This is a genomic window from Motilimonas thetidivivens (assembly GCF_046452435.1).
Lineage (GTDB): Bacteria > Pseudomonadota > Gammaproteobacteria > Enterobacterales > CBDFNC01 > Motilimonas.
Map to the genome: position 1 here is coordinate 95,409 of NZ_JBKFDK010000002.1, position 17,948 is coordinate 113,356.

Annotated in this window: 13 protein-coding genes; 5 read left to right on the top strand and 8 right to left on the bottom strand. The window is 44.3% G+C overall.

Features of this window, described 5'->3' with window-relative positions; genetic code table 11:
- Positions 1–17: 17 nt before the first annotated feature.
- Genes ACK8OT_RS02590 through ACK8OT_RS02600 form a run of 3 tightly spaced genes read left to right on the top strand, consistent with a single transcriptional unit; the run spans position 18 to position 4,554 of the window.
- A complete protein-coding gene (locus tag ACK8OT_RS02590) occupies positions 18–1,427 on the top strand; it encodes a C45 family autoproteolytic acyltransferase/hydrolase (RefSeq protein WP_410194945.1) in 1,410 nt (469 codons plus the stop codon).
- Positions 1,421–3,676 carry an ATP-binding protein gene (locus ACK8OT_RS02595; protein WP_410194946.1) on the top strand — a complete coding sequence of 752 codons (2,256 nt, stop codon included), beginning with the start codon at positions 1,421–1,423 and terminating at the stop codon, positions 3,674–3,676. Before ACK8OT_RS02590 ends, ACK8OT_RS02595 begins: the two co-directional genes overlap by 7 nt.
- The gene (locus ACK8OT_RS02600; RefSeq protein WP_410194947.1) at positions 3,673–4,554 is read left to right on the top strand and encodes a diguanylate cyclase domain-containing protein; all 882 of its coding nucleotides are present in this window, start codon (positions 3,673–3,675) and stop codon (positions 4,552–4,554) included. Before ACK8OT_RS02595 ends, ACK8OT_RS02600 begins: the two co-directional genes overlap by 4 nt.
- Before the next feature lie 115 nt (positions 4,555–4,669).
- Here the strand turns inward: ACK8OT_RS02600 and ACK8OT_RS02605 are convergent, their stop codons facing one another.
- A complete protein-coding gene (locus ACK8OT_RS02605) occupies positions 4,670–6,268 on the bottom strand; it encodes an isocitrate lyase (RefSeq protein WP_410194948.1) in 1,599 nt (532 codons plus the stop codon).
- A 110-nt stretch (positions 6,269–6,378) separates the two neighbouring features.
- Entirely contained in the window at positions 6,379–8,565 is a 2,187-nt protein-coding gene (locus ACK8OT_RS02610; RefSeq protein WP_410194949.1) for a malate synthase G, read from the bottom strand.
- A gap of 141 nt (positions 8,566–8,706) precedes the next feature.
- Between ACK8OT_RS02610 and ACK8OT_RS02615 the strand changes: the two genes are divergently transcribed.
- Positions 8,707–10,293, top strand: a complete 1,587-nt coding sequence (locus tag ACK8OT_RS02615; protein WP_410194950.1) for a DUF3612 domain-containing protein — start codon at positions 8,707–8,709, stop codon at positions 10,291–10,293.
- Positions 10,294–10,357: 64 nt separating this feature from the next.
- Here ACK8OT_RS02615 and ACK8OT_RS02620 read toward each other — a convergent pair whose 3' ends face one another.
- The 3 genes from ACK8OT_RS02620 to ACK8OT_RS02630 form a co-directional block, all read right to left on the bottom strand.
- A complete protein-coding gene (locus ACK8OT_RS02620; RefSeq protein WP_410194951.1) occupies positions 10,358–12,208 on the bottom strand; it encodes a methyl-accepting chemotaxis protein in 1,851 nt (616 codons plus the stop codon).
- A gap of 423 nt (positions 12,209–12,631) precedes the next feature.
- Positions 12,632–13,306 (bottom strand): DUF2913 family protein, encoded by a 675-nt coding sequence (locus ACK8OT_RS02625; RefSeq protein WP_410194952.1) that lies wholly within the window; start codon positions 13,304–13,306, stop codon positions 12,632–12,634.
- Between the two features lie 101 nt (positions 13,307–13,407).
- Positions 13,408–14,289: a helix-turn-helix domain-containing protein gene (locus ACK8OT_RS02630; protein ID WP_410194953.1), complete on the bottom strand. Its 882-nt coding sequence runs from the start codon at positions 14,287–14,289 to the stop codon at positions 13,408–13,410.
- Between the two features lie 186 nt (positions 14,290–14,475).
- On the opposite strand from ACK8OT_RS02630, the gene ACK8OT_RS02635 reads away from it, so the two are divergent.
- Positions 14,476–15,702 (top strand): sugar efflux transporter, encoded by a 1,227-nt coding sequence (locus ACK8OT_RS02635; RefSeq protein WP_410194954.1) that lies wholly within the window; start codon positions 14,476–14,478, stop codon positions 15,700–15,702.
- 173 nt (positions 15,703–15,875) lie between these two features.
- On the opposite strand, the gene ACK8OT_RS02640 is transcribed toward ACK8OT_RS02635, so the two are convergent.
- From ACK8OT_RS02640 to ACK8OT_RS02650, 3 genes are all read right to left on the bottom strand, one after another.
- Positions 15,876–16,085 (bottom strand): cold-shock protein, encoded by a 210-nt coding sequence (locus tag ACK8OT_RS02640; protein ID WP_233069928.1) that lies wholly within the window; start codon positions 16,083–16,085, stop codon positions 15,876–15,878.
- Between the two features lie 340 nt (positions 16,086–16,425).
- Positions 16,426–17,133, bottom strand: coding sequence for a TIGR01621 family pseudouridine synthase (locus ACK8OT_RS02645; protein ID WP_410195066.1), 708 nt, complete (start codon positions 17,131–17,133; stop codon positions 16,426–16,428).
- Positions 17,134–17,202: 69 nt separating this feature from the next.
- On the bottom strand, positions 17,203–17,946 hold the full coding sequence (locus ACK8OT_RS02650) for an ABC transporter permease (protein WP_410194955.1): 744 nt from the start codon (positions 17,944–17,946) through the stop codon (positions 17,203–17,205).
- Positions 17,947–17,948 lie beyond the last annotated feature (2 nt).

A 17,948-nucleotide genomic window follows, 5' to 3' on the forward strand; every position in this document is an offset into this window, starting at 1 on the left:
ACATGTACGAATCTATTTTGAGTAAAGGACGTTTAACCTTAGAGCAAGGTGTTAAGACGTTAATAATGAAAGGCTCTCATTATGAAATGGGATTCCAGCATGGCTATTTACTAGCCGCTCAAATTAACACTATGATCCAACAAACCCAGCCAGCAGCCATTGCTGTTATCGCCAAAACATTACAACATGATTGGGATAAAGCAGAACGCGCCTTTCACCAAGGAGCCAAGGTCGCTGAAGAATTTGTACCTGAGTGCTTACTAGAAGAAATGCGTGGCATTGCTGAGGGGGCGCAAGCTGCGGGCTTTGACATCAGCTTAGAGCAAATCCAAACTTGGAACACCATGTACGATCAGTGGTGTATTTATGCTCATCCCTATTATTGGAATGTATTTGATGAGGAAAACAAGGGACACTACCCTGCCCATGGCGCAGGGACTCGGGTGCTAACAGGCGCGGGCTGCAGCAGTTTTTCCGCTTGGGACGACACCGTAGGATCGGACGGTGAGCTCATCTTTTGTAAGAATGAAGATAATCTAAACCTACCTGGTCAACTGGAAAATCGATATATCTTTATCAGTGTCCCTGACCAGGGTCAGCCCCATCTATTCCTGTGTTTTCCCGGCATGGTCGGCTTTGATGGCGGTTTTAATACGGCGGGCATCAGTGTGATGACGCAATACGATGCATCCATCGATGAAACCATGAGAGGTTATGGTTTAGGGGTATTGACTCGCTTGGCGCTACTTAATGCCACTAGCTTAGAGCAAGCTTTGGATACATTTCGCCATAATCCACGGCGCACCGGTATCGCTTATCATTGCGCTGATGCCAACAATCGCTGCGCAGCGGTGATCGAAGCTTCCGCGAAAATAACCACGGTTCGCTACCCCATGAACAACACAAGTTGTTTATGGCAAACAAACCATTCGATTTGTTACCCTGGCTATATGGGCTATTCAGGGTACAATTATGCCCTTGACCAGCAGCAAGTTTATGCCTTAGGTCCTATCGATAATATCCCTGATTACCTTGAACAGCTGCGCCACCCCTATAATTTCATTGTTCCGGCGCCCAGTCGTTTTGAGCGCTATCAAACACTACTCCATGAGTATTATGGTCAAATCAACGTGGCCAACGCCATCAAGATCATGAGTGATAGATTCGATCCCTTTACACAGTTAACTCGGGAACAAGGGGTTCCTTCATTTACCAATAATATACTCGCAACGATCAGTGCATATTATTCAGAAGAGACATTTACAACACCCAAGCAGTCTTTTGCTGCTGGCGTAGCGAATCTGTGGTGTTTGATAGCCTACCCCAACAAGGGGGATTTTTATTTAGCCATAGAGGGCTTTCCTGCCAACCAGCACGGCTTTAAAAAGTTTAATCTACTAGAATTACTACAGAAGAACACATGGTAATGATTTCGCCCGACGCTTTCACTCAATCACTATCAAATACCCTGGTTCATTTACCCTTAGCCAGCGCTTTGTTAGATCGCCAGTTAAACCTGATCAATTACAACCTTGCTTTTGCTCAATTATTCGACCTTATTGACTGCAAAACAAATAACCAACCACAAGCTAATCTGTTAGATATCATTGGCCAACATCATCAGCAGATGATTAATCAGCACATTTCAGAAGGCCCACAAACCGCCTTGAGTATCTCGGTCAATACCGCTGCTACAACCCAATACCTTGATTTATATATCGCTGTGTTAGCAAACTCGGAGCTATTTATATTGCAATGTATCGACACGAGTGAAGCAAACCATAAACAAAATCAGCTTGAACAAGCTAATTTAGACATTGACCGACTTGAGTTTGCAGCCCGTGGGGCGAATATCGGTATTTGGGATTTTTATCCACAACAAGGTCGAATTATCGCCAATCAAACTTGGGCGACCCAAAAGAAATACTCGCCAGATATCATGTTTGACAGCAACGAGTTGTTTTCAAAGGTTATCAACGGCTTAGAGCGCTGGTCAGAAATGGTGCACCCCGATGATCTCGACCAAGCCGTAGCCAAAATTCAAGCCCACCTTAATGGCGAAACCGAGAGCTACGAAGCTGAATTTAGAATGCGTTGTGGCGATGGTGAGTGGCGCTGGATCCTCGACTTAGGCAAAGTCTCTAACAGAGATGCTCAGGGACAGCCTACTCGGATGAACGGGATCCACCTTGACATAGATAACATCAAAAAATTACAGCAAAGCCTAGCAAAAGCCAAACATCAAGCTGAAGTGGCAAACCGAGCAAAATCAACCTTTTTGGCCAACATGAGCCATGAGTTAAGAACCCCGCTAAATGCAGTACTTGGCTTTTCTAAAGTGTTGCAAGACGCTAGCGGCCTCAGCGATGAAAACCTCAACTACATTAATATCATCAATCAATCAGGCGAACACTTACTCGCCTTGATAAATGATGTCCTCGATATGTCAAAAATTGAGGCAGGTCATTACCAACTTGAGCCACAAGTGGTTAACTTTCATGAGTTAATTGATGATTTATATAACTTACTATTAATTAGAGCCAAAGAAAAAAACCTTAGTTTAAGGGTGAACTATGATTCTGAATTGCCACAATTTATTATTGCAGATGGTATCAAAATAAGACAAATCTTACTGAACCTGCTGGGTAATGCGATTAAATTCACTGATCAAGGTCATGTCACTATGACCCTAAAGTGTCACGCCCCCAATTCGGCTAATTGCCAATTAAGCATCAAGATAAGTGATAGCGGATGCGGTATCCCCAATGCAGATTTAGCGCGTATTTTTCTCCCCTTTGAACAATTAGACCCATCAAACAGTGCCAAAGGCACCGGATTGGGCCTGAGTATTACTAAACAGTTTGTCGAGCTCATGCACGGCAATATACAAGTCAATAGTGAGCTAGGTGTTGGCAGTCATTTTTGCCTATCGCTCCCTATCAACATTGCTGATAGAGCAAGCCAAGACATTGAACTACTGCGCAAAGGGATCCAACTGCATCCGCAAAATGGGGAAATTAAAGTACTGGTGGCAGAAGATGAAGCCTTTAACCAAGAGCTTATTTTAAAAATTCTCAACGGGGCGGGCTTTCAAACTAAGCTTGCAGACAATGGCGAACAAGCTGTCGCCCTTTATCAGCAATGGCAACCCGACCTGATCTTTATGGATCGTCGCATGCCGTTACTCGATGGCCTAGCGGCCACCAAAAAAATCCGCAGTTTGAACACCAACAAGGCAAAAAAAGTCAAGATTATTGCACTCACTGCCAGCGTGTTTAAAGATGAAAGACACGAAATGCTACTGGCCGGTATGGATGATTTTATCTGTAAGCCGTATCGTCCAAACCAGTTATTTCAATGTTTAAAACAACATCTAAAATTAGAATTTAGTTACAACCAAGAACAGCCCTTACCCAATATTGCCCCTGATACATTGAGCCACGATCTGGTGACTCTCGTTGCTAACCTTGAGCCTAATTTAATACAACAATTAGTGGATAGTGCTGAAGAAGGGGATCAAGAACAACTAATCGAGCTATTAAATCAAGATGGGATCCCTGAGCCATTAAAAGCCCACCTGCTGAAATTAATTGATGGTTATAACTTCGCCGATCTTACGCTGATGTTAACCAAGCCAACATGCCTGATAGCTCAAGAGGATAAAGTTAACGGATGACATCTGATATTTTAATCGTTGATGACACAGTAGAAAACATTCGTTTGTTGAGTAAGTTACTTAAAGACGAAGGCTATCAAGTGCGCGGTGCCGCTGATGGAAAAACAGCTTTGATGCTGTGTGACAAAAAACCACCGTCATTAATTTTACTCGATATAATGATGCCCGGTTTGAGTGGTTATGATGTGTGTCGCCAATTAAAAGAGCAACCGGCAACCAAAGATATCCCGGTTATCTTTCTCAGCGCCCTCAATGAACTTAGCGACAAGATCCATGCCTTTCAAGCGGGAGGCGTTGACTACATCAGCAAACCTTTTGAAGCACTTGAAGTTCTTGCTAGAGTCTCTACCCATGCGCGCATAGTGGCATTGCAACGTAGCTTAATGGAAAAAAATGCCCAACTAAAAATGCTTGCTGAAACAGACTCCTTGACGGGCTTATTTAACCGTCGCTATTTAATCTCAAAAGTAAAGGCTAGCTCAGTTCACTACTCGGTGATCTTGTTTGATATTGATGACTTTAAACAGGTCAATGATCAATATGGTCATCAATTTGGCGATGAGGTATTAATCAGTTTAAGTAACCGAGTGATCGAGCTGTGCCGTGAACAAGATATTGCAGCGCGCTGGGGCGGCGAAGAATTTCTAATTTATCTGCCAGAAGCAGATCAGCAGCAAGCTAATGCATTGGCAGAGATGTTGCGCCTTAGCATTAACCAATGCGGTATTGAGCCGGCGGGTAATATTAGCGCAAGCTTTGGTGTCGCATCACAAATCCAAGGCGAAAACTTGGAGTTGTTGATTAAGCTAGCCGACAGTGCATTATATCGTGCAAAGCTAAAGGGTAAGAATTGCGTTGAACTGGCCTTACCACCCTAGTGTTTGGTTAGATGAGTTCAGTGAGCCCCAATCACATCGTTCACATAATTTAGTTATGCTCATGGGGCTTCACTGATTTGCCGCCTACTCTAACGAGCTTGGCTATAAGCAGATGTTAAGAGAACTGATTCATGGTGTTATTCTCACCTGAAGCCTTCAAGGCTTGATTGCCTGAGAAGTACTCTTTATGGTCATCACCAATATTCGAACCCGACATATCTTGGTGTTTAACCGAGGCTAAACTTTGACGGATTTCTTGGCGCTGAACACCCGCCACATAGGCAAGCATGCCTTGCGCACCAAAGTAATCTTTGGCCAGATTATCAGTGGAAAGCGCCGCAGTATGATAGGTTGGTAGCGTAATCAGATGATGGAAGATCCCCGCTTGTTGCGATGCGTCACGTTGGAAATTTCTGATCTTCTCATCCGCAACTTGCGCTAACTCTGAGCTATCATATTGCTGACTCATCAAGTTTTCGCGATGATACTCGCCGACATCACGCCCTTCTTGCTGCCAAGCATCAAACACTTGCTGTCTGAAGTTCAAGGTCCAGTTAAAGGATGGGCTGTTGTTGTAAACCAATTTAGCATTGGGCACCACTTCGCGGATCCGGTTTACCATACCCGCAATTTGCTGCACATGGGGTTTTTCGGTTTCGATCCACAGTAAATCAGCGCCATTTTGCAATGAAGTAATACAGTCAAGTACCACTCTATCTTCACCCGTATTGGCCTTAAACTTGACTAAACCATTTGGCAAACGCGTTGGTTTAATTAACTTATCGCCTTGGCGTAGCACCATATCCCCCGAGCCCAATTTGCTCACGTCGGTGATCTCTTCGCCATCGATAAAGGCATTGTATTGGTCGGCTAAATCACCAGGGTATTGTGATACCGGGATTTTTTGCGTGAGACCTGCGCCCAACGAATCGGAACGCGCGACAATAATGCCATTTTCAATCCCCAGCTCCATAAAGGCATAGCGAACCGCATTGATCTTAGCGAGAAAATCTTCATGGGGTACGGTAACTTTACCGTCTTGATGACCACATTGCTTAGCATCGGATACTTGGTTCTCAATTTGAATACAGCAAGCCCCCGCCTCAATCATCTTCTTGGCAAGCAGATAAGTGGCCTCTTCATTACCAAAACCGGCATCAATATCTGCAATAATCGGCACCACATGGGTTTCAAAATCGTCAATGCGTTTTTGCGCAGCACGCTCTTTGACCTGATCCCCTTCCTCTCGCGCGGCATCGAGCTCTTTAAACAGATGATTCAACTCTCGTGCATCGGCCTGTTTCAAAAAGGTGTATAGCTCCTCAATCAAGGCTGGCACCGAGGTTTTTTCATGCATGGATTGGTCCGGTAATGGGCCAAACTCAGAACGCATGGCCGCCACCATCCAACCAGATAGGTATAAATAACGACCTTTTGTCGTGCCAAAATGCTTTTTCACAGAAATCATTTTTTGCTGGCCGATAAAGCCATGCCAACAACCTAATGATTGGGTGTATTGACCTGCATCTTGGTCATATTTCGCCATGTCACGACGCATAATATCGGCCGTGTATTGGGCAATATCAAGCCCAGTTTTAAAGCGATTTTGTAACCGCATTCGCACCACATACTCAGGATTGATTGCACGCCAAGTGTCGCCTTGCTGTGCTAAAAAGTTGCTGGCTTGAGTCATTTGGTTAGTATAAGTCATCATAATTTGCCTCTTACTTTGTCCATGGTTCGCTAGCCAAGCTAGCGAAGGTTATCTACTTACTTGGAGTGACTATTCGCCAACGTTCCTTGCAGTCTTGCCTTATCACCCAATTAACCAGCTTGTTTAGCTAATCGGCGATATTGATGTAACAGGGGTTCGGTGTAACCACTGGGTTGATTTCCTCCTTCAAAAATTAATGCTTTAGCACTTTGAAACGCCAAGCTGTTATCAAGATCTGGGGTCATAGGGTGATAACCATTTACCCCCGCGTTTTGTTGGTCGACCTTAGCGGCCATGGTTGCCATCACTTGCAGAACTTGCTCAGCACTGCAAATGCCGTGCTTAAGCCAATTCGCTAGGTGCTGGCTGGAAATTCGCAGTGTGGCGCGATCTTCCATTAAACCTATGTTGTTGATATCCGGAACCTTAGAGCAACCTACGCCCATCTCTACCCAACGCACCACGTAACCAAGGATGCCCTGAACATTATTGGCAATCTCCTGCTCAATCTCGCTTGCCGTTAAGATGCGGTCTGTTGGTAACAAGGGCTGAGTTAACACATCCCTTAGTAGTGCGGGCGCACGTGTGGTTAAGGCTTGCTGCACTTGATGAACATTAACTTGATGATAATGAAGTGCATGTAATACCGCCGCCGTGGGTGAAGGCACCCAAGCGGTGCTGGCACCGGCTTTTGGATGATCGATTTTGGCTTTCATCATGGCGGCCATTTCATCTGGCATGGCCCACATGCCTTTACCAATTTGTGCCTTGCCGACAAAACCACAGCTCAAGCCTGCATCAACATTGGCGTCTTCATAGGCTTGGATCCAAACTTGCTGTTTGATTTCGTTTTTCGGTAAAAACGCGCCCGCTTCCATGCTGGTGTGTATTTCATCGCCGGTGCGATCTAAAAACCCGGTATTGATAAAGAACACGCGTTCACGCGCTTCATAAATACACGCTTTTAGGTTAACTGTGGTGCGACGCTCTTCATCCATAATGCCAAGCTTGAGGGTATTTCGGGTAAGGCCGAGCATATCTTCTACGCGACTGAACAATTTGCAGGTGAATGCCACCTCGGCAGGGCCGTGCATTTTTGGCTTCACAATATAAATACTGCCACGACGAGAGTTATGGATATCTCGTTTACTCATATCGGTGTCATGCATATGGGCTAGGTCATACATAGCAATCAAGCTGGTCACAACCGCATCAACAATCCCTTCGGGCGCTAAATTGCCTTGGGCATCCTGCATCAGCTCGGTATCCATTAAATGGCCAACATTGCGCACCAATAACAGTGAGCGGCCGTGTAAGCGATACTCTTCACCATCTTTACAATTAAAAATCTTGTCTGGATTAAGATGGCGCTCCATCACAGTGCCGTCTTTGTCAAAGGTTGCACTCAGATTGCCTTGAATTAAGCCCATCCAATTACGATAAGCGGCGATTTTGTCTTGTGCATCAACAGCAGCAATCGAGTCTTCAAGATCCATGATGGTGCTTATCGCCGCTTCCACCTTAATATCGTCAATGCCTGACAAATCGTGCTGACCGATAAAACCATTGCGATCGATAACCAACTCAATATGCAGACCATTGTTTTTAAGTACGATTGAGCTTGGATCCGCTTTAGAGTTGGCAAACGCAGCGAATTGACAAGGTTGCATTAAGCCCGATTCTGAGCCATCAGGGAAATAGGCTAACAAGTGTTGGAAATAAACCGTATAGCTGGCCACATCATGGTGCGAGCCTTTTTCTAACGGGAACACCTGATCGAGAAAGTCTTTGGCAAAATCGATAACATGCTTGCCGCGAGCGGGATTGTATTTACGACAGGGAGCCAATCCCGATGTCGATGGAATAACATCACTTCCATATAGAGCATCATAAAGACTGCCCCAACGCGCATTAGCTGCATTTAAGGCAAATCTTGCATTCATCACAGGCACGACCAGCTGTGGGCCAGCAATAGTGGCAATTTCATCATCGACATTGCTGGTGCTGATGGTAAAAGGGGCTGGCTCATCCACGATATAGTCAATACTGCGTAAAAAAGCCTCATACTCACTAGGCTCAGCATTTGGGTTAGTGCGATGCCATTGATCAATTTGATCTTGTAGCTGCTGACGAGTGCGAAGCAGTGCGCGGTTTTCAGGCGCAAGCTCTTCCACTAATGCCGTAAAATCATGCCAAAATTTGGCGCTGTTTAAGCCTGTATGCGGTAAAACTTCTTCGTTAATGAAGCGATAGAAGCCCTGATTAATTTCACATTGTTTCTTTAGTGCTTGGTTCATGGCCTCTTCCTCTTAGGTCGACAAGAACAAAATGGTTAAAGTGTGAGCACAAATCGATGTTTATTTGTTCACTGAATGGAAGTGTAGAGGAAGGAGAACTAAAATTTCACAATAGAAATTTCACAGTGTAAATTTTACAAAATGAAAAATAATAAAACCTTATATCGGCAATCTCACTTTCTTGGCACTAAAATCAGGAACTTACGTAAAAGAAACAACCTGACTTTGGAACACTTGTCAGCGCGTTGTGTAAAAATCGACCCGGAGGAAGCCCCTTCCGTGTCTTATTTATCCATGATTGAGCGGGGTAAGCGGGTACCCAGTGAAGCCATGCTCTTGGTGATTGCCACGGTATTTCAAAAAGAATTAAACTGGTTTCTCGATGATGAGCCAGAGCCGCAAGACATTACCCCAGAGAAAGGCAATCGAGGTGGTATCAGTGGTATCGCTCTTGAACCAAGCTTTTTGTTTTCCAATGATATTTTACAAATTGCTATTCCTGAAATGCTCTCCCAAACGGGCACCACTGGACGTCAATTTGCACACCTGCTGATCCGTGCTTACCAAGAGCATCATCAAAATCATTTTCCGGATTTAGAGCGAGCCGCCGAATCGGTTGGACACAAACGCATGCCCCTTCATGTCGATGATTTACTCGATATTGCTAAGCAAGTGGGGTTAGATGTGCATTGGTTTGAGCGCTCGGAAGAGCATTTTATTGATGAACAAGGTGAACCCAGTAACAGCATCATTACCTCTTTTTTTGAGCCGCCTAATGGGGTGTATTTAAACCAACAGTTAAAACAACATGTGCCTAGGCTCAAATATGATTTGGCGGTACACATAGGTCACTGCGTACTACACAACAATGACGGCATGAAAAGCGTAATGATCGCGGGGAAAAACCAAAGTCTCGGCTTGCATCAAGAAAGTCATCAACAGCGAGCCATGACGACCCTTGAGTCACAAGATATTTTGCATGCTTGGCGCGATTTTGAGTGCAGTTTTTTTGCTGGCGCACTGTTGTGCCCTAAGGTGCCGTTTCGTCAATTATTAGATCGCCATGGCTACGAAATTCAGGTGAGTCAAATGTTAGATGTCTCTGAATCTGTGGTGATGAGACGGATGACAGCGGTATCCCCCTATCCTCACTGGCACTACTTTGACGCCTATGCGCCAGGCAAACTAAAAGCCGTCTATCGTGGCAATGGCATCCCGCTGCCTTGGGGTAACATGCGATTGGTTAACGATCCTTGTCAGCATTGGTCGGTATTTCGCATGATCAACAGCAATACCTCGGGAACTTGTGCCCAAATCTCGATTTTAAACCAAGGCGATACGCCAAGAATTTATTGCTGTGAATCGATTAAGGTCGCCGATATCGCCGATAATCGCCATGTATTGTGCAGCGGAATAGATCTCAATCCAGCACTTGAAGCCCAAGGCCATGACAGCGTTGCCATTGCGACCGAGTTAAAGCAAGCTTGTATTCGCCATGGCGGTGAGGCAAATATTCCCGCTCCAATCAAAAAAATACTGCAAAGTGTGGCGCAGATTTTAAACATCGCTTGGGTCGAAAGAGGCATCAATACCCAAGCACGTTTAATCTGTTCTCGAGGCGGAGAATGTCCAAGAGAGCCCAAATGTTACGGGCAAAACTGTCCCGACAAATCCCGTTTTGATGTACAACAGATACAGGCTGAGATTTTGGCATCCCTAGGCAAATAGCCACTTAAACTAAGCAGCGGCAGCTTATGACTGATTAAGCTACCGCTAACGTTAATCGAGGCACTTAAACAATAAAGCGTGCCACATCCTTTTGCATTTCATCGGCATGCTCTTGCAGCGCTTGATTACTGCGTTGATTGTGATTGGCGTCAGCCAGTAATTGCTCTGCGGCACAAGAAATACTGTGAGTCGCATCACTGACATGCTCGACCGTTGATTTTTGCTCAGCCGTTGCCTGTGCAATTTGCGCCGTCATCTCTTTAATCCGATCAAATTCAATGCGAGTTTGCAAAATATGCTCACTGGCTTGTTTGACTTGCTCTACGGTGCTATCGACTAACACCAAACCCGATTCCATAGATTGAGATGATTGCTGTACCACATGCTGAAGTTGATTGATGATTTTTTCAATATCTACGGTAGACGTTTGCGTGCGTTGCGCTAGGGTGCGAACTTCATCGGCCACTACGGCAAACCCTCTGCCACTCTCACCTGCTCTAGCCGCCTCAATCGCGGCATTAAGGGCAAGTAAGTTGGTCTGTTCGGTAATTTCGCGTATAACCGCTACAACTTGACCAATTTCTTGGCTCGCACGGGCTAATTCGGCAACACTATTTACGCTTTGGCTAACTTGGTGTTGCAGTTGGGTAATGCGCTCTTGGGCTTGCTGCATGGCCGTATCACTTTGACGAATGATCACATCGGCCTGCTCCGCACTGTGTGAAACTTGCTGGGTATGCTGCGCGACCTGTTCAACCGCGATGGTCATTTGCTCTATCGAGCTGGCCACCGCTAGGGTTTTATTTCGTTGCTCTTCTATTGCCTGAGAGGAGCTAGTTGCCAGCATAGCGCTGTCTTTAGCACTGCTACCTACCGCATAGCCCTTGTCTTTAATTTCTAGCACTAAGCGCGCAGTGGTACTAATAAAGCCATTGATGGCATTGGCCAATCGGGCTATCTCATCTTTACCACTGATGTCTATTTGTTGAGTCAGATCACCATCGCCATTGCAGATATCTTCCATTCTTAATGCTGCCAATTTTAACCGTTGCGTCACCCGTAACGATTGCCAAATAAGAAACGCTGCGATCAGGCTGGTTAACAGCAATGCAATACTGATGCCGCTCATTCGACTTTGCTCTAATTGTGCTATCAACTGCTGCTCAAGTAAGTCGCTTAAACTGGCAATTTCTTCCTCTACTTCATGAATATTGCTACGCAGATCGCCACGCAAGCCAGACGACTCATCTAAACCCCGTGTCACCAAAGCTTGCGCAAGCTCATTGGTCACGGTTTCATAATCACTGATCGCTTGATGCTGCGAGCTAGTGGGATCTTCTAAACGTGTTTTGACCACGGATATATGTTGGTTTAACTGGGGTTGCAGCGCTAAATCTCGGCTGGCGGTAAAGTGTTGCTCTAAGAGCACTAGTTTAAGAATATCAGCCTGCCAGCTGGCATCTTGTACATAACGCACACTTTGATAAACATCCTGCTGCGCTTTTCGTAACTGAGCTTGCAACCCTTGATTGCTATCTAGGCCAATTCGCTTATCCACCGCAACTAACTGCTGGAATGTATCCGCATATCTATCCAACAACGCATTACTCTTATCTATGTCTTGCTGTACTTCTGCTAAGGTAAGCGTGTTTCTAAACCAGCTTAAACGCTGCTTCATTTCACTTAACTGAGCATGAAACTTAGCCAAGTATTTTTCATTCTTGCGCAGTAGAAAATCTTTCTCGTGGCGGCGTAACATCAGCATGTCAGTTTGCAAATTTTTTGCCTGCACTTGCTGGTAGCCTAAGGCTTGCATTTCCCCACTGGCTTGCCACAGCAAAGCGGACATCAGGCCCATACCAATGAGCACAAACAGTGAAATAAATAAGAAAACTTGCTTAATTGACAATGACATAGCGACAACACCTTATAATCATTTGACTACACCATGTAGCATTTCAATATTAGTAGATGCATATCACACGCAGCAGACCGGGCGATGAATCGACAAAAAAGACGCTTAAAGCGCTATTAAAACCGATTAAATGGTCATTATGAAATAGTCAAGGGAAGGAAAAGCGGTGGCGATAGCCTCGCCACCGTGATCAGGGCAAACGCATGAATATTTTTAAAGCAATTAGTGATGTTTTCTTATACGAATATCTGCCGCAAGGATGCGGCAGTTAAGCCATCATGGATGATTTTACGGCATTTCGTATAAGAAAATGTCACTTGGTACACTTGGATGATCGTTTTTTGTACGTTCATGCGGTCACCCTGCCACAGTGATGATTATCTTAGTGCTGTACTTATTGACGCTATTCCTTAGGTTTTGTAATCAATTCGCGGGGGAAGTGACATTAAGACTTGGAAATTCAGGTAAAAAGTCGCCTTTGTTACTTGGGAAAACAACATATTCCCCATGAAATTTCACCTTGGACTTGTAATCTGACATTTTGAACAGGAGCAGTTTTTGTTGGTACGCCAAATCAACCAACTGGCTCACATTGCCACGCACATATAAAGAGAGCGGACGAATTAAGCGCTGCTCGCTAGGCTCGATAGCATGAGCGTATTGCTTAGCACAAATGATCAACGAGTCTTGACCTGTGCTGTTTAGCTTCATTTTACGGGCTAATTCAACCTGATCTATCACATTCCAATCATCCGTAACTAATTGCTCTAACACGGTTTGTAATTGCGAGTCGTAAACCTTAGTTAAGTTGTTCTGATTATCTAACACCTTGGCATAGGTGCTAATAATGCGGTTTAAGGTTTGCGGCAAATTAGCATTTTTACCTAAGCTGCGAGCCTGCTGTTGCCAAAAAAGCAAGGTTTTGGCAACACAATGAGGAAAGCGCTGCGCCTTAATCGCTTTGGTAACCCAAGCATTAATGTAATGCGCTTCACTCACAGGCGTTCTTGATACAGCCCCTTGTTGACAAGCTTGCTCCAGTTCATCAAGAGCGGTGTTGGCGACTAAGGTGATCGCTTTGGCAAATTCATCATTCATGACATGACTCTACACGATAAAAAATGGGCCTAGTCTAGCTGATTTGTTTCCCTCTGTTGAGCTTTATTAGCCTCATCATATTAACGGTTCAGCCTTTCACTTTATTGAGACTTGTCGTTTCCACCTAAAGCAAATCGACGCCGAAATTCAGTCGGAGTCATGCCTTTATAATGCTTAAATTGACGATTAAAGTTAGCTAGGTTATTGAACCCAACTAGATCCGCAATCACGGCGATGCCCTGCTTACTATTAATGAGTTGTTGACATGCTTTGCCAACACGATATTGATTTAAATGCGCCGTAAAGCCTTCATTAATATGTTTATCAAACAGGCGCTTCACACTGCTGGGGCTCATATGCAGTAACTGACAAATGTCATTCATACTAATGTCTTGGTGGTACTGCTCAGCAATAAAGTTGGCGACCTTGGCAAGTTTGTTTTGGGCAACCTCGTCTTCTTGCCAAGTAAGTTGACGACCGCGAGTTAAATTTTCAACCTGTTGGCATTCCGCCATTAAGATTAAGATCTCTATTAGATTATTGACTTGCCTAATAGGGCTTAACTGGGGATGTAAATTTAGCCGTTGAAATACTTCTTCAGCTAACGCCTCTGGAAATAGAATGCCCTGTTGGGCATGACAGAATAACCTCTCTATTGGTCTAAATTCCGGGATTGATTTCACTAATCCACTGAGCCATGAAGGGTGAAACCACACCGCGAACGTATCACTGTGCTCGGCTCCATTAAGTAGCTGCCTAATGCAACTTGTGTGAGGTAAATTTGGACCGATTAACGCTAAGGTATTGTGACTATAGGGAATGATACTATCGTCAACAAACAACTGCCCAGCGCTGTCACGCTGTAAGATCAACTCATATTCTAAATGATAATGCCAGTCAAACTGAGCACCCGCACACTGATAGCGCGAAACTCGCCAAGAGCAGGCGTTATCGCCACTTATTTTTTCCATGTAAGGCTTCATGAGTCACTTTCCTATCGTTTTGTTTAGGCTATTGAGTGAACGCTTTTACGTCAATAAGTTATACTATTTAATCACTGAGATTCTAAAAATTGGGCTAATAGTATCAAACAATGACTAAAAGCTATCACTTTTCACCGCCTCTACCTCGTACAGTACTCCGGAAATATTATTCGTATCGAGGTTTACATGTTCAAACAACCGATTGCACTTGGCTTTATCCTAAGTACCTTTATATCCGGACTAACCACTGCCTTGGTTTTTCCCCTAACAAGCTTGTATTTGATCAATCAGGTGGGCGCAAGTCCAATGGCCATGAGCTATTATTTGGCTGCCATGGTGTTAAGTGGCGTCATTGTGTCTTTGTATCTTGGAAAGAAATCCGATATGGGCTGGTCAAGAAAAGTAATCTTAGTGCTGGGGCAAATTGGCTTCAGCCTAGGCGTGTTAACCATGGCACTGACCGATCATTATTGGCTAGCTTTAACCAGTGCTATTTGTTTTTTAAGCTTTAGCAATGCGACCTTACCACAGCTTTTTACGTTGGGCAGAATCTATGCTGATAACAAAATGCCAGACCATAGCACTCAATTTATATCTGTTATGCGCGCAGGTATCGCCTTGGCTTGGGTGATAGGGCCGCCCACTGCTTTTATGCTACAAGATAGCTTCGGTTTTGCCCTTACTTTTGCCAGCTCTGCTACTTTGGCACTTCTATTGATCGGCTTGATCGTATTTTTGCCAAATCTAGACTCACACGAGGTAGCACCAAGCATAAGCGCTACAGAAAAAACGACTACGTTATCATATGTTGAAAAAACACCCCATTGGTTAACTGTGCCTGGCGTCGCATTATTTCTTAGCAGTATTTTGGCAATGTGCGCAGCTAATACCATGTACTTAACCGCGCTACCGCTTTACCTCAGCCAAGAGCTCAACACCAGCACTCGCTTAGCTGGCTATATGATGGGCACTGCAGCTTTGTTTGAGATTCCCATTATGCTATTAGCCGGTAGTCTAGCAATTAAACTTGGCAATAACCGACTAATGTTTATTGCTTTTATTTCAGGTGTCATTTTTTATAGCGGCATGGTCGCACTGCAAAATGCCAACTTATTACTGTTAATCCAGCTGTTTAACGGTATCTTTATCGCTATCTCCGCATGTATCGGCTTGGTTATTATTCAAGACATGATGCCAAAACAACTCGGGCTAGCGACCACTTTATTCAGTAATGCCCAACAGCTTAGTTTGTTACTTGGTAGCTTATTGGTGGGGATGATCGCTCAACAATTCAATTATTATAGTGTTTTCCTTGCTTGCCTCATCGCCATGATAATTGCGTTAGCGTGTTTTGGTTTGATGATACGATCTCGATGTCAACGCTCTGCTGCAGCTACAACGCAAGTTGCTTAGGAACACAATCAAGCAAACTGATCCGTTCAGAGATAATAAGACCTTGGCTTAAACTCGGGATGTTAGATAAGAGACACTGTTATTTCACATAACAGCTCAGAATCGCTAGAGAAAAAAAGCAAAAAAAAACGAGACAGTATGTCTCGTTTTATCAAGGCAAAAGAACCGCTCTATTATAGAGGTACGATGTTCTCAGCTTGTGGACCTTTTTGGCCTTGAGTAACTTCAAACTGAACTTTTTGACCTTCAGCTAGAGTTTTGAAACCAGTACCTTGGATTGCACGGAAGTGAGCAAATACGTCAGGACCATTCTCTTGTTGAATGAAACCGAAACCTTTTGCTTCGTTAAACCATTTTACTGTACCAGTAGTTGTATTAGACATAATAAATATCCTGTAAATTCAAGAGTAATAAGCTCATCGAGCTCGTTGTTTTGCTGGAAGTGTTGCTATTACTTATGAAAACAGGATTGAAGATGTAATTCTTTAATCCGGATGGTGCGCATAAATATAAACCGTACTTTCAAGCTAAAAAGATTATAAACCCCCTTGCCATTAAGTCAATGTATTTTGTGTTAGTTTGAGGTTTGCGAGCTCCTCACTCACTCCCAATAAGATCGCTTTTAAAATCAATAACTAAAACAAAAAAACCTGTTCATCGATAAGCAACTAAAATTCCCCTTAAAATGAAAATTGCGGATTAAAATACAAACTACTTATGCCATTACACCTTCTCATCATCGGCTAAATTTTTCGGCAATCGATATCGCGGCCATGGCAGTGTTTGTAGATCATCGAGTTCATTCAAGCATTGCTTAAACTCCATCAGATTAAACAACTCTCCGCTTAACACCTTGGCTTGATAGCAAAAATCTTTTCCCTGATACGAAAAGCTAAGTTGATAGGCATGTAAATACCCCCTATCACAGGCTTGCTGGCCATAGCGTAGATCCCCCGCGATTGGCGCACCGATACTCTTTAATGCCACCCTGAGCTGATGCGTTTTACCGGTTAGCGGTTTAAGCACAAATAACCGCAGCCCCTCTCGCACATTAAAACTAAAAAAATGTGTGATAGCTGGGTTATGTTGCGTTTTAGTTAGCTTCCAACTGCCACGACGACTTTTAACCATATCCCCTTTTATCAGGCCTTGCTTCTTATTGGGTTTAGTATTACTTAAAGCAAGATAGAATTTGTCTACTTTTCGCTGAGCAAAAAGCTCAGAAAGTTCCGCAGCAGCTTGGGGGGATTTAGCTAACAACAAGATGCCTGAGGTTAACTTATCTAAACGATGCACGCTGTATAGCTTTAAACCAAGGGTTTGCTCAACCGTCACCACTAGGCCAGCTTCGCCTTGTTCACTATGAAAATTACAACCCGCTTGCTTATTAATCACCACAAAATCGGGCTCATCAGCAATCAGCTCAAACATAGCCATATCACCTTACCTTCAAATTCCATCAATAAAAAAAGGGCCAATTGGCCCTTCTTCGATAAGCAATTATACCTCAAGCGGCTTAAGATGCTTGTGCCATCGAGCTTCCCACTTCTTAAACAGGAAAACAATCACAAAAGTGGTCAGCATGTATAGCATACCCGCCGTGATAAATGCCTCAAACGGCGCATAGTAACGTGAATTAACAATCCGCGCTGCACCGGTCAAATCAACTATGGTCACCACCCCAGCTAACGCACTGCCATGCAACATAAAGATGACCTCATTGCTGTAAGCTGGCAATGCACGGCGAAACGCACTCGGCAGCACAATACGCGACATGATCTTAAAGCGACTTAAACCATAAGCTTTTGCAGCTTCAACCTCACCGTTGGGCATGGTGTTGATACTGCCACGTACAATTTCCGCTGTGTAAGCGCCGGTATTGAGCGTGAAAGCCAATAAAGCGCAAAACCACGCCTCTTGAAACCAAGGCCACAATGCTAAAGCAACGGGATGCTCATTGTTGGCCAAAAACTGGCCTGCGCCGTAATAAATCAAAAACAGCTGGATCAGTAAGGGCGTACCACGGAAAAAGTAGATAAATGCCCACGCCGGAAAACGTACCAACCAATTCTGGCTGTTATTCATGATCCCTGCGGGAATGGCAATAAACAAACCTAAGAAAAGCGACAGAGCCACCAGCCAGAGAGTGGTCCACAGGCCCGATAAATAAAGCGGCCATTCATCGGCAAGTAATTGAATATATTCGAGTTGAGTAAACCAAGAAATAACAGAATCAAATGACATGA